Below are 13,912 nucleotides of genomic sequence, written 5' to 3' on the forward strand. Positions count from 1 at the left end.
ATAAAACTTTAGAACTGTCACAAACTTAAGTGACAGAATCTAAAGTTTTATTATTCTATAGCTTTTGGTTAAATATATTACTTATCCCCAAATCTTCTATTTTCTTTTTAATTTCCTCATTATCTGTTGTATATAAACCTAATGCCTTCATTCTTTCAAAATACTCAGCTCCAGAAAAAGTATGCCTAACTCTTCTTCCGTCTTCAGTATTTAGCCTTTCATTAGCATAAGCAATTATATCACCTACTACAGTTTTTCTAGGAAGTATTACAGTCTCCATTCCTAAATAACTTCTCACTGCATTATGTCCAGCTAGTGTTCCAGTACTCATTGCTTCTGTGTGGCCAATAAAGAAACCTGCCTTTTCTCCTGCTACAAATAGATTATCAATCCCCTTAACTTTCATATCATTATCTCTAGGTGTTGATGAAAGATATCTTATGGAATTGCCTACTCCTCCTGAGTAAGGATCTATATACCTGGCATTTTCCAAACCTTTTATCTTTCGTAACTTTTCTAAAGGATAATAAGAAGTCATAACCTTTATATGCCCAGTATCAAGTAATACAATATTTTCAGCAAATTCTTTTAGTGCATATTGTTGACATACCTTTGAATCTAGTTTACCCATATTTATATCTTCTTCTGGAACTTTAAGAACTGCTGATCCTTTTTCTTCAAGCTCTTTTAATATCTCCGGCGAAACACTTTCTCTAGGTATCTCACAAGAGCCACTAAACGCACCTATAGTTCCATCACCTCTTTCTCCAGGTATATCAACTATTCCAGCTTTTGCACTTAAGCTCACTCTCATTCCAAATGTAGGGCACCTTAAGATACACATAACACATCCATTGCCATACTTATTGCAGTTTTCCATAGATCCTGTAGATCCGGTAGCTTCTACAAACGCATCAGCTTCTGCAATTGTCTTATCAAAAAACTTTATTGCTTTTATTTCATTATTTTCTTTAACTACATTTATAGCTCTAGACTTAAAATTAACCTTTATCCCTAGATCAAGAATATATTTTCTAACTTCTGGTTCAACCTTACTTACATCACAGAGCCATGCATGCTTATGTTGTGGAAAATCTACATTTTTATGAATTGCATTTCTATCCATGATGTCTATAAGTTCTCCTGCTCCAAGAGCTATTAACTCTTCTGCCGCAGTATATCTGCCATTATTCCTCATTATACCACCAACATTGCCTACACCAAGAAGCAGGTCTGTTCTTTCAAAGATTTCTACCTCAGCTCCAGCTTTCTTTGCTGCGATAGCTGCTGCACATCCAGCCCATCCACCACCTATTATAACTAGCTTCATATTCTACCTCTTTTAAATTAGTATAATATTAGAATATTTATCTGTTATTGATATTGTTACAACATGGAGCCATATTTTAAAACTTATATAATCTTAAATAATAAAAGACTGAACAGATTATAAAACTGTTCAGCCTTTTATCGCTATAATTAAAATTCTAATTTTGCTGCTATATAATTATCTAGTTCTTCTATCTTAATTCTTACTTGTTCCATAGTATCTCTATCTCTTACTGTTACTGCATTATCTTCTAATGTATCAAAGTCTACAGTTATACAGAAAGGAGTTCCTATTTCATCTTGTCTTCTATATCTCTTACCTATGCTTCCAGCTTCATCATATTCAACATTAAACTTCTTTCTTAATTCTGAGTATACTTCATCAGCTTTTTCTGAAAGCTTCTTAGATAATGGTAATATTGCTGCTTTGTATGGAGCTAATGCTGGGTGTAGGTGCAATACATTTCTAACGTCTCCATCTTCTAGTTCTTGTTCTTCGTATGCATCTGCTAAAAATGCAAGTGCAACTCTATCTGCTCCTAGTGATGGTTCAATACAGTATGGAACATATTTTTCATTAGTAGTAGGATCTAAGTAACTCATATCCTGTCCTGAATGTTCCTGATGTTTTGTTAAGTCATAGTCAGTTCTATCTGCTATTCCCCAAAGTTCTCCCCAGCCAAATGGGAATAAATATTCTATATCTGATGTTGCATTTGAATAGAATGATAATTCTTCTTGTTCATGATCTCTCATTCTTATATTTTCTTTAGTCATGCCTAGGTTTAATAAGAAATTCCAGCAGTAATCTCTCCAGAAATTAAACCATTCCATATCAGTTCCTGGTTTACAGAAGAACTCAAGCTCCATTTGTTCAAATTCTCTTGTTCTGAAAGTAAAGTTACCTGGTGTTATTTCATTTCTAAAAGATTTCCCTATTTGTGCAATTCCAAATGGAACCTTTTTTCTTGAACTTCTTTGAACTGCTTTAAAGTTTACGAATATACCTTGAGCAGTCTCTGGTCTAAGGTATATCTCAGCCTTTGCATCTTCAGTTACACCTTGGAATGTTTTAAACATTAAATTAAACTTTCTTATATCAGTGAAGTTTTTCTTTCCACACTTAGGGCATTCTATTTGATGTTGTTCTATATAATCTTTTAATTGTTCGTTAGACCATCCATCAGCTGAAGCAACCTCAGCTCCTTGTGCTGTCATATGATCTTCTATTAATTTATCAGCTCTAAATCTTGTCTTACATTCTTTACAGTCCATAAGCGGGTCTGAAAATCCACCTACGTGTCCTGATGCAACCCATACCTCTCTATTCATAAGTATAGCGCAATCAACTCCAACGTTATAAGGGCTTTCTTGTACGAATTTTTTCCACCAAGCTTTTTTTACGTTATTTTTAAATTCTACTCCTAGAGGACCGTAATCCCATGAGTTTGCTAATCCACCATAAATATCTGACCCCGGGAATATGAAACCTCTATTTTTACATAAAGCCACTAGTTTATCCATAGTTTTTTCAACTGCCATTTTAATACCTCCATTTATAATTAAGTTTTAACTTATTGTTCATTTAATCTATCTCTAAATTCCATAAGTTTACATATTAATAGCATTGCTTAATATTTCATAATTTAATATGCATTTTTATTATATTTACACTATTGTCATATAATAAAATTAATTTAGACAAATAAAAAAAGCCCTTACCATAAAGGGACGAAAATTTCCGCGGTTCCACCCTTCTTGGCAAATGCCCTGCTTTAATATCTAAGCATTCAAAAGCGCCCTTCATCAGTATAACTTAACGGTTCACACCAAACACCGTCTCTCTAAAAAGTTATAAAAATTACTCCTCTTTATCATTATGCTATATTCATTTATAATTAGTATTTTATCAAAGAATTCCTTATTGTCAAGAAAAATATAAAATTCTCTTAAAACCCATGTTAAAATAGTGCTTTTATATAGAATTCCTAATCTAACTATTAATTTGAACTTTAATATGTAACTTTCATGAATATTAATTATCAGTTCAATATATAACCGTTTTAACATTTGTCTTCAATAACCATGTTATAATTTCAAGTTCAATACTTATACTAAAATGTAATAAAATAATAAAACCTCATGCATAGCATGAGGTTATTGTACAAAATAAAAATGGCTCCGCGAAGAGGGCTCGAACCTCCAACCTATCGGTTAACAGCCGAGTGCTCCACCATTGAGCTATCGCGGAACGTCATTACAAATAATATTATAACACCTTATAAAAACTTTGCAAGTACTTTTTTAAACTTTTTTCACTTTTTATAATTATATTTTATTAATTCAAGTTTTATCAAAAGCTATATTTTAGATAAAACTTGACCATAGTAATAAGCATAATGGCAAGTGAAATATATAAACAAAACCTTGCCCAAATAAAATTTAAGCAAGGTTATTTTTATTCTTATAGTGGTTTCATTGTTGGGAATAAAAGTACATCTCTTATAGACGCAGAATCTGTTAAGAACATTATTATTCTATCGATTCCTATTCCTAATCCACCTGTTGGTGGCATGCCAGTCTCAAGAGCACTCATAAATTCTTCATCAATTACATATGCTTCGTCATCTCCAAGCTCTCTTTCCTTAGCTTGTTGTTCAAATCTTTGTCTTTGAACTATTGGATCATTAAGTTCAGAGTATGCATTACATATTTCTCTTCCATAAACAAAGCCTTCAAATCTTTCTGTAAATGCTTCGTTTCCTCTCTTCTTCTTTGTTAAAGGAGAGATTTCAACTGGGTAATCAGTAATAAACGTTGGTTGAATCATATGCTCTTCTGCATATTCTTCAAATAACATGTTTAACACTTCACCTTTTGTTACATTCTTTATATCTTTCTTAAACTCAAGATGCTTTTCTTTTGCTATTGCTTGAGCTTCTTCATCACTTACAATATTATTGAAATCTACACCTGCATATTCTTTAACAGCATCAACCATAGTAATTCTTCTCCATGGTGCTTTAAAGTCTATTTCAGTTCCTTGATATGTTACTTTAGTTGTACCATGAATTTTTTCACATACACTTGAGATTAAATTTTCAGTGATTTCCATCATATCATTATAATCTGAATATGCTTCATAAAGCTCAATCATAGTAAATTCAGGATTATGTCTTACATCTATCCCTTCATTTCTAAAGTTTTTGCCCATATCATATACTTTTTCAAAACCTGCAACTATACATCTCTTTAAGTAAAGCTCAGTAGCTATTCTTAGATACATATCTATATCCAAAGCATTATGATGTGTGATAAAAGGTCTTGCTGCTGCTCCACCTGCTATAGGTGAAAGTATAGGAGTTTCTATTTCTAAGAATCCTCTATTATCCAAGAAGTTTCTAATTTCTTTTATAATCTTAGTTCTTTTTATAAAAGTATCCTTTACTTCTGGATTTGTTATAACATCTACTTCTCTTTGTCTATATCTTAAATCTGGATCTTTTAATCCATGCCACTTTTCTGGTAATGGTTTTAATGATTTACAGATTAGTTTAAATGTTGAAACCTTAACTGAAACTTCTCCAGCTTTTGTTTTAAACACTTCACCTTCTGCCCATATCCAATCTCCAAGATCGTGTGTCTTATATTCTTTTAGAGCTTCTTCTCCAACCTCATCAATCTTTATAAATAGTTGAAGCTTACCATCTCTATCATGAATATCTGAAAATATAACCTTACCTTGACCTCTTTTAGACATAAGTCTTCCGGCTACTTTAACAATTTTTCCTTCTAATGTATCAAAATTGTCTTTCACTTCAACTGATGAATGACTTCTTTCAACCTTATAAACATCAAATGGGTCCTTACCTGCTTCTTGTAGATCTAAGAGTTTCTGCCTTCTTAATCTTTCTTGCTCATTAAATTGAGCCTCTAACTGGTTTATACTCATTTCCTCATTTGACATTAAAAATCCCTCCGTTAATCTCTTCTTATTCCTAATACTTCAAACTTACTCACACCTGATGGAACAACTGCTTCTACTATATCGCCTACTTTTTTGCCCATTAAAGCACTTCCTACAGGAGATTCATTTGAAATTTTATTTTCCATTGGATCTGCTTCAGCCGAACCAACAATTATATATTCAACTTCTTCATCGAAGTCATAATCCTTCACTTTAACAATAGAACCTATTGTAACTGTATCTGTTGATATTTCTGACTCATCTACAACCACTGCATTTTTCAGCATGTTTTCAAGTTGTATTATTCTACCTTCTGTAAAAGCTTGTTCATTTTTAGCTTCGTCATACTCTGAATTTTCGCTTAAATCTCCATAGCCTAATGCAACTTTTATTTTTTCAGTTATTTCTTTTCTTTTAACTGTTTTTAAAAATTCTAGTTCATCCTCTAGTTTTTTGACTCCTTCATAAGTCATCATATACTTCTTAACTTCGCTCATTTTTTTCTCCCCTTCAACAGTCATACTATTATAATATATCATATTTTAACAAAATTTCATATAAATTTGTTATATATTACCTTCCTTAAACTGTCAATTATTTTTCATATTATAAGACCTATATTAACTAATGTCAATATCGTTATCACATAAATAATTAATTATATTTCAAGCTAATAAATAATTTAACAGTTTTGTTGCAAACGTTTTATAGATTAAGTTTCTATTATAAATCTTTCATGGCAAATTATTATTTAAGACCTGCTATTTTAATGCCCATATATAAAAAATATATGGTACAGCAAAATAGCAAGTCTCATGTACTAACTTTAAATTTATGACTTTTTTCATTATTGTCTTTTTAGTATATTGTTATACCATATATTTATTCATTAATTTATCATAAAATGCTGTATCAAAATTCATTAATTAAATTTTTTTTATATTCTCTTAATATTCTTATAACAGAATTTACATCATCTTCTGTATTAATAATATTTTTAATTTCTGTGCAGTTTTTTAAACCTTTTATGTACCAAGCAATATGTTTCCTCATTTCTCTTAAAGCTTTCCGTTCTCCGTCATACTTTAAAGCCAAATCATAATGCTCTAAGCACATATCAATTTTTTCAGAAGGAGTAGGTTCTAAAACCTCAATTCCACTCATCATGTCAGTAATCTGTTTAAATATCCACGGATTCCCCATACTTCCTCTTGCTATCATTATTCCATCACAATTAGTCATTGATATCATATTTTTAGCATCAACAGCAGTCACTATATCTCCATTACCTATAACCGGTATATTAACAGATTGTTTCACTTGTCTTATTATATCCCAATCAGCCTTACCTTCATACATTTGCTCTCTAGTTCTGCCATGAACTGCTATAGCATCAGCTCCTGCTGATTCTACCACTTTAGCAAAATAGACCGCATTAATATCATCTTTATCAAACCCTTTTCTAAACTTAACAGTTACAGGTTTATTAGAAACACTTTTTACAGCCTTAACTATATCGTAAGCAAGGCTTGGATTTTTCATAAGTGCAGAACCTTCTCCATTTTTAACTATCTTCGGAGCAGGACATCCCATATTAATATCAACTATACAAATATCATCATTATTATTAAAATAACGATTAGTAACTTCAGCCATAACTTTAGGATCATTACCAAATATTTGTACAGCTACAGGTTTCTCTTCTTCTGAAACTCGTAGAAGCTGCTCAGTATTATCACTTCCGTAATAAAGAGCCTTACTACTTACCATTTCAGTATAAACAAGGGAACATCCCATTTTCTTGCATAGACCTCTAAAGGAAATGTCAGTAACCCCTGCCATAGGAGCTAAAAATACATTGTTTTCTAAACTTACATTACCAATATTCATCAGACCGTACCATCTTCTATTCTTTATTCTTATAATAAATTATCTTAAGTCCTTCTAAAGTCAATTTTGAATTAACCTTATCTATCAGGTCCGTTTCTCTAGCAATTAAATTAGCTAAACCACCTGTAGCTAATACGAATGGTTCATCTTCTCCAAGTTCCTTCATTTCCTGTTTCATTTTCTTAACAATATATTCAACTTGCCCAGTGTATCCATATATTATTCCAGCTTGCATGCTTGTAACTGTATTTTTACATATTAGGGTATCTGGTTTTTCAAGTTCTACTCTAGGAAGCTTAGCAGCTCTCTCAAATAGAGCATCAGATGAAATTCTTATTCCTGGAACTATATTTCCTCCAAGATAGTTACCATTCTTGGATATAGCACAGAAAGTAGTAGCAGTACCAAAATCTATAACTATAGTGCTTCGTTTATACATTTCATATGCAGCAACTGCATTAACTATTCTATCAGCACCGACTTCTTTCGGATTATCGTACTTTATATTTATACCTGTTTTTATACCTGGTCCTACTACTATTGGATCCATATTGAAACATTTTCTAACCATATGTTCAAATGAATACATTATATTCGGAACAACAGATGAAATTATTATTCCTTCTATGTCATTAATATCTAAGTTATTCTGAGAAAATAATGCTCTTACTTGTATGCCATATTCATCAGACGTTTTCTTCGAATCTGTTGATATTCTCCAGCTCATCATATACTTATCGTTGTCATAAACTCCTAAAACTATATTAGTATTGCCAACATCTACTAATAAGATCATAATAATAATCCTCCAACTAATACAATTAAAAGCAGCTTTTGAAGCTGCTCATTGATGTTTTATTTTATTTAACTGCACATCTGGTTAGTTTCAAAATGTGTTGTATAAATATCAATATAATTTTAGCAATTAAATTTTATTTGTCAAGTTTTTATCAATCTTTAGCTGAAGTCTCTTCTTTTCTTAGTTCCTTTTTTCTGAGCTACTTCTACATTAACTCTTACTCCATTAATCTTAACCTTGTTCATAACATCTAATACATCATTGGAATATTGCTCAGGAACTTCTACAAATGTATATTTTTCATATATATCTATAGCTCCTATACTTCTGCCTGGTATCCCAACTTCACTAGCTATAGCTCTCACAAGATGCTCTGGCTTTAGATTTTTGTCTCTTCCAATGTTGACAAACATTCTAACCATACCTTCTTCTCTACTTTGGCCGCCTTCTCTTCTACCTCTGTCACTTCTGTCACTTCTGTCGTTTCTGTCGTTTCTTCCACTTCTTCTAGCACTTTCGTCTCTAGAAGATGACGGATTCATATCTACATCGTCTCTTTCAGTAAAGTTAAGCTCTCTTTGTAAAAGTGCAGCAGCTATATCTTTAGCATCATGTCCTTGTTCAAGCATCTTTTCAACTATTGATACATATTTCTTATATTCATCATTCTTCATGTCTTCTTCAAGCATATCTACAAACTTTTGAACCTTAACTTTTCTTACATCCTTTAATGTAGGTATGTTATGAAGCTTCATTTTCTTCTTTGTATATGTCATGATGTCTCTAAGATCTCTCATTTGTCTTCCAGTTACCATAGTGAAGGCTCTTCCTTCTCTACCTGCTCTACCTGTTCTACCAATTCTATGAACATAGTGTTCCTCATGTTGTGGAACATCAAAGTTAAATACCATTTCAACATCATCTATATCCAAACCTCTAGCAGCAACATCTGTAGCTATAAGTATCTTAATGTTTCCTTGTTTAAATCTTTGTATAACACTACTTCTTACAGATTGCTTCATATCTCCATGTATCTTACTTATATTATATCCTTTATTTAAAAGCTTCTCTTCAATTTCATCTACTTTACTCTTTGTATTACAGAATATTAAGGAAAGCTTTGGATTGTACATATCAATAAGTCTTGTCATTACTTCTAATTTATCTTGTTCCTTAACTTCCACATACATCTGAGATATATTTGGAGTTGTGATTTCTTTATTCTCTATCTTTACCATCTCAGGATTCTTTAAGTGTTTCTTAACTATGTCAAGTATAGATCTTTTCATAGTAGCTGAGAATAAAAGTTTTTGAACTGGTTGTTCTATAGTTGATAATATTTCTTCAATATCTTCTCTGAAACCCATATTAAGCATTTCATCAGCTTCATCCAATATAAGAACTTTTAAAGAATCCATCTTTATAGTTCCTCTTCTCATATGGTCCATAACTCTTCCAGGTGTTCCAACAACTATTTGACTTCCTCTTCTAAGGCCTCTTATCTGCCTTTCCATAGAGTCTCCACCATATACAGCTAATACATTTAAACCTCTTTTGTATTTTGCAAGCTTTTCAAATTCTTCGCCAACTTGAACTGCAAGTTCTCTAGTTGGGCATAAAACTAACACTTGTAAATCCTTGCTTGAAGTATCTATTCTATCTATAGTAGGTATACCAAAAGCTGCTGTTTTACCTGTACCAGTTTGTGCCTGACCTACCATGTCAGCTCCACTCATAACTACAGGTATAGCTAACGCTTGTATTGGTGTAGCTTCTGTGAATCCCATATCACTTATAGCTTTTTTTATCTCGTCTGAGCAATTTAACTCATTAAATATCATTTTTTCCATTCAGTATCTCCTTTTAACTAACTCTAATTTTTTATTTATTTTACGTATTATAATTTATTGCGCACCAAAAAAGGTCGAACTAAAAAAATCCTATCCATATCTAAGAGGATTTTTCAAGGCGACCAAAATTTCGTTTATACTCTTGAAGTAAATCGGAAAAAAAACCCAAAAACATGTTATAACATATTAATTCTTACGAGACTCTATTGTATCACATGGTTTATTCTCTGTCAAAGTATAAACATAAATATTAAAATTATAATATTTATTTTTAATTTACATCTCTTTAATTTTAAGTAAGTTTTCATATTATAGACCTAAAATTATAGTAGCCTTATGAAAATCTTCTATCACTTTCGCACTATCATTTTCATAGAATTCAAATATACCCTTTTTCAAAAATCTGTTGTCTAAGATTTTTGTATGCATCATTTTCTTTATTAATTATTTGAAAAGTCCGCTGAATTTATACATTAAATCAGCGGATTTCTAATATAATTTCTAATTTAGTTTTTAAAATAAACCTACTATTTCTCCATTTTCAAGGATATCCATCTTATTTGCAGCAGGAACTTTAGGCAATCCAGGCATAGTCATTATATCTCCAGTCAACGCTACAATAAATCCCGCTCCATTTGATACTCTTATCTCTCTTACAGTTATCTCAAAACCTTCCGGTCTTCCTATCAAAGAAGGATTATCAGATAGCGAATATTGAGTTTTTGCCATGCAAATAGGTAACTTATCTAATTTAAAATCTTCTAATTCCTTTATTTGCTTTTGAGCCATTGAAGTATAATTTACACCTGTTGCCCCATATATCTCTTTTGCAATAACTTCAATTTTTTGCTTAATCTGAAGCTCTGAGTCATATATAGGACTAAAGTTTGATTGTTCTAGCTCTATAGTTTCAACTACTTTTTTAGCGAGATCAATTCCGCCTTCTCCACCTTTTTCCCAAACTTCAGTAAGAGATACTTTAATATCTATGGAGTCACAAAACTCTTTTACAATTCTTATCTCTTCATCAGTGTCTGAAATAAACTTATTTATTGCAACTATAACTGGAACCCCATACTTTTTAATATTTTCCACTTGTTTTTCTAGGTTTTTAATTCCTTTTTTCACTGCTTCTATATTTTCTTCATTTAGATTATCTTTCTTTACTCCACCGTGATGTTTTATAGCTCTAATTGTTGCTACAAGAACTGTACAATTTGGCTTTAATCCACCATATCTACACTTTATATCAAAGAACTTTTCAGCCCCCAAATCCGCTCCAAATCCAGCTTCAGTTACAGTATACTCACCTAACTTCATTGCTGTTTTAGTTGCAATTATTGAGTTACACCCATGTGCAATATTAGCAAAAGGTCCTCCATGTATTATAGCTGGTGTGTTTTCTAAAGTTTGAACCAGATTTGGTTTTATGGCATCTTTCATTAACAATGCCATAGCACCTTGTATCCCTATCTCTTTCGCATAAACAGGAATTCCATCCAAATTATATGCTACAAGTATATTGCCCATTCTTTCCTTCAAGTCCTTAAGGTCCTTCGCCAAGCATAATATAGCCATTATTTCTGATGCTACTGTTATCATGAATCCGTCTTCTCTAACAAATCCGTTCGCTTTACCACCCATACCTATTACTATATCTCTTAACGCTCTATCATTCATATCCATGACTCTTTTAAAAATTATTCTTCTAGAATCTATCTTTAACAAATTACCTTGATGTATATGATTATCTATAGCAGCACAAAGCAAGTTATTTGCAGTCGTTATCGCATGCATATCTCCAGTAAAATGAAGATTTATGTCCTCCATAGGAACAACTTGCGAATATCCTCCACCTGCTGCTCCACCTTTCATCCCAAAAACAGGACCTAAAGAAGGTTCTCTTAGAGCTATCACAGCATTTTTACCAATTCTGTTTAATGCTTGCCCAAGTCCTACAGTAACTGTAGACTTACCTTCTCCTGCTGGTGTTGGGTTTATAGCAGTAACAAGCACTAGCTTTCCAGATTTATTTTCTTCTTTGTTGTTAACAACATCAAGCGATATCTTACATTTATATTTTCCATAAAGTTCAATATCATCATCAGTTAACCCTAGCTTTTCTGCTATCTTTATTATTGGTTCTATTTTTGCTTCTTGAGCAATTTCTATATCTGTTTTCATAATAAAATGCACTCCTTCAGTTTAATGTTCTTGAATAGAAGATTTTTTTCTTTCAAACAAACAACTAACATTAGTAAAAATCATAACTTACAAAACTGGTATAATCATATGTAATGCTAATAACATAATATTATTATCTGCCAGAGCATTATTAACATGTATATTATACCATCTTTAAAAACAAAATAAATATACATTCGAATGATTTTGTATATTTTTTTATTATCATTCGTAATATTACATATTATATTCACAATATTAAATTCACCGTACGTGTAAGTAACATTTTTAATCTTCTATCACTTTTTATTTTCTTCTTTTAAACACACCTATATCTAGTTTATAAATTTATTTTTAAATGCTATATTAAAACAGCAATAATTTAAAATTTACTTTTAAATCAAAAACATCATCAATATGTAAAATAAGGTAGCCGCAAATATGAAGTGCACCCCAAATATTAGACAAAACTAATATTTGGAGGTGCATTTTTTATGTCTAAACATACTTTAGAAGTTAAACTGAAAGTGGTGAATGATGTATTAGAAAAAGGTATGTCAGTCAATTCTGTAGCAAAATCACTCCCTACAGCAAAAGTTGTAGTTCAAAGATGGGTTGCGCTTTATGAGAAATTTGGAGTAGAAGGACTTTCTATGAAGTCTGGAACATATACTGGTGATTTTAAAGTTCATGTTATAGAATATATCCATAAGAATAATTTATCTCTATTCCAAGGGGCTGTTCATTTTGGGATTCCAAATGGTTCAACCGTAGGTGTTTGGGAACGGATATATCTCGAGTATGGTCCCGAAGCTCTGTATAGAGATAACAGAGGGAGGAAGGCAAAAATGAAAAAGGATAAGTTTAAAAAGCCTAATACTGATAACTCACAAAATGAAGATTTAATTGCTGAGGTTCAACGCCTTCGAATGGAGAATGAGTACCTAAAAAAATTGAATGCCTTAGTTCAAGCCAGGGAAAAATCAGCGAAAAAGACAAAGTAGTTGTTATTAGAGAATTAAGGCATAAATATAAGTTAGCTGATTTATTAGAAATTGCAAACATTCCTCGCAGCACGTTCTACTATCGTATAAAAAGCATGGAGAAATCTGATAAATACGATGTTGTTAAGTCCTGTATCGTCCAGATTTTCCATGAGAATAAAGGTAGATATGGATACAGGAGAATTACTTTAGAACTGCACAATAGAGGATATATTGTAAATCATAAAACTGTTCAAAGACTGATGAAGCAGTTATGTTTAAAGTGTATGGTTCGTATTAAGAAGTACAGGTCATACCGAGGCAAAATCGGCAAGATTGCCCCAAACTTGTTATCGCGTAACTTCAAAGCTAATAGACCTAATGAGAAGTGGGTTACTGACGTGACCGAATTCGCTGTCTTTGGAAAAAAGCTATATCTTTCGCCAATCCTTGACTTGTACAACGGAGAAATAATAAGTTATAACTTATCCGAAAGGCCTACATTTCATCAAACAGTTGATATGCTTAAAAAGGCCTTTGAGAAGATTCCTGATGACATAGAATTGATACTACACTCAGATCAGGGATGGCAATATCAAATGAATAAATATCAAAAGATGCTAAAGGAAAAAGGTATTAAGCAAAGTATGTCGCGAAAAGGTAACTGTCTTGATAACTCAGTTATGGAAAACTTCTTTGGATTACTGAAAACAGAGTTGCTATATCTACAGGAATTTGAAAGTATAGATCACTTTATAGAAGAGTTAGTATCTTATATAGATTATTATAATAATAATCGTATTAAGATAAAATTAAAAGGACTGAGTCCTGTTCAATACAGGATTCAGTCTCTAAAAATAGCTTAATTAATATTTGTCTAAAATTATGGGGTCAGTTCAAATAATGTGGC

Annotated in this window: 9 protein-coding genes, 1 tRNA gene and 1 other annotated feature; of the genes, 1 reads left to right on the forward strand and 9 read right to left on the reverse strand. The window is 31.7% G+C overall.

Going from position 1 to position 13,912, the window contains the following annotated elements; all coding sequences use genetic code 11:
* Nucleotides 1-55: 55 nt before the first annotated feature.
* The 9 genes from bsdtw1_RS20045 to bsdtw1_RS20085 form a co-directional block, all read right to left on the reverse strand.
* On the reverse strand, nucleotides 56-1,330 hold the full coding sequence (locus tag bsdtw1_RS20045; RefSeq protein WP_183279267.1) for an FAD-dependent oxidoreductase: 1,275 nt from the start codon (nucleotides 1,328-1,330) through the stop codon (nucleotides 56-58).
* 149 nt (nucleotides 1,331-1,479) lie between these two features.
* Entirely contained in the window at nucleotides 1,480-2,871 is a 1,392-nt protein-coding gene (locus bsdtw1_RS20050; protein ID WP_183279268.1) for a glycine--tRNA ligase, read from the reverse strand.
* Between the two features lie 182 nt (nucleotides 2,872-3,053).
* Nucleotides 3,054-3,216 (reverse strand) — a binding site (T-box leader).
* A gap of 289 nt (nucleotides 3,217-3,505) precedes the next feature.
* Nucleotides 3,506-3,580 (reverse strand) — tRNA-Asn (locus bsdtw1_RS20055).
* Nucleotides 3,581-3,793: 213 nt separating this feature from the next.
* On the reverse strand, nucleotides 3,794-5,296 hold the full coding sequence (gene lysS, locus bsdtw1_RS20060) for a lysine--tRNA ligase (RefSeq protein WP_183279269.1): 1,503 nt from the start codon (nucleotides 5,294-5,296) through the stop codon (nucleotides 3,794-3,796).
* A gap of 14 nt (nucleotides 5,297-5,310) precedes the next feature.
* Nucleotides 5,311-5,793: a transcription elongation factor GreA gene (gene greA, locus bsdtw1_RS20065; protein ID WP_183279270.1), complete on the reverse strand. Its 483-nt coding sequence runs from the start codon at nucleotides 5,791-5,793 to the stop codon at nucleotides 5,311-5,313.
* Between the two features lie 415 nt (nucleotides 5,794-6,208).
* Nucleotides 6,209-7,186, reverse strand: coding sequence for a tRNA dihydrouridine synthase DusB (gene dusB / locus bsdtw1_RS20070; protein ID WP_183279271.1), 978 nt, complete (start codon nucleotides 7,184-7,186; stop codon nucleotides 6,209-6,211).
* A gap of 16 nt (nucleotides 7,187-7,202) precedes the next feature.
* Nucleotides 7,203-7,982, reverse strand: coding sequence for a type III pantothenate kinase (locus bsdtw1_RS20075; protein ID WP_183279272.1), 780 nt, complete (start codon nucleotides 7,980-7,982; stop codon nucleotides 7,203-7,205).
* Between the two features lie 161 nt (nucleotides 7,983-8,143).
* On the reverse strand, nucleotides 8,144-9,835 hold the full coding sequence (locus tag bsdtw1_RS20080; protein ID WP_183279273.1) for a DEAD/DEAH box helicase: 1,692 nt from the start codon (nucleotides 9,833-9,835) through the stop codon (nucleotides 8,144-8,146).
* Between the two features lie 513 nt (nucleotides 9,836-10,348).
* On the reverse strand, nucleotides 10,349-12,019 hold the full coding sequence (locus tag bsdtw1_RS20085) for a formate--tetrahydrofolate ligase (protein ID WP_183279274.1): 1,671 nt from the start codon (nucleotides 12,017-12,019) through the stop codon (nucleotides 10,349-10,351).
* Between the two features lie 494 nt (nucleotides 12,020-12,513).
* Between bsdtw1_RS20085 and bsdtw1_RS20090 the strand changes: the two genes are divergently transcribed.
* A protein-coding gene (locus bsdtw1_RS20090; protein ID WP_183276183.1) for an IS3 family transposase occupies nucleotides 12,514-13,868 on the forward strand; the annotation gives its coding sequence in 2 pieces (ribosomal slippage) (nucleotides 12,514-12,973 and nucleotides 12,973-13,868; 1,356 coding nt in all).
* The last annotated feature ends 44 nt before the right edge of the window (nucleotides 13,869-13,912 follow it).

The sequence above is a fragment of the Clostridium fungisolvens genome (genome assembly GCF_014193895.1).
Lineage (GTDB): Bacteria > Bacillota > Clostridia > Clostridiales > Clostridiaceae > Clostridium_AR > Clostridium_AR fungisolvens.

What these genes read in the sequence shown, in the direction of transcription:
- bsdtw1_RS20045 (WP_183279267.1), bottom strand. Translation starts at nt 1,330, where the DNA reads ATGAAGCTAGTTATAATAGGTGGTGGATGGGCTGGATGTGCAGCAGCT.
- bsdtw1_RS20050 (WP_183279268.1), bottom strand. Translation starts at nt 2,871, where the DNA reads ATGGCAGTTGAAAAAACTATGGATAAACTAGTGGCTTTATGTAAAAAT.
- lysS (WP_183279269.1), bottom strand. Translation starts at nt 5,296, where the DNA reads ATGTCAAATGAGGAAATGAGTATAAACCAGTTAGAGGCTCAATTTAAT.
- greA (WP_183279270.1), bottom strand. Translation starts at nt 5,793, where the DNA reads ATGAGCGAAGTTAAGAAGTATATGATGACTTATGAAGGAGTCAAAAAA.
- dusB (WP_183279271.1), bottom strand. Translation starts at nt 7,186, where the DNA reads ATGAATATTGGTAATGTAAGTTTAGAAAACAATGTATTTTTAGCTCCT.
- bsdtw1_RS20075 (WP_183279272.1), bottom strand. Translation starts at nt 7,982, where the DNA reads ATGATCTTATTAGTAGATGTTGGCAATACTAATATAGTTTTAGGAGTT.
- bsdtw1_RS20080 (WP_183279273.1), bottom strand. Translation starts at nt 9,835, where the DNA reads ATGGAAAAAATGATATTTAATGAGTTAAATTGCTCAGACGAGATAAAA.
- bsdtw1_RS20085 (WP_183279274.1), bottom strand. Translation starts at nt 12,019, where the DNA reads ATGAAAACAGATATAGAAATTGCTCAAGAAGCAAAAATAGAACCAATA.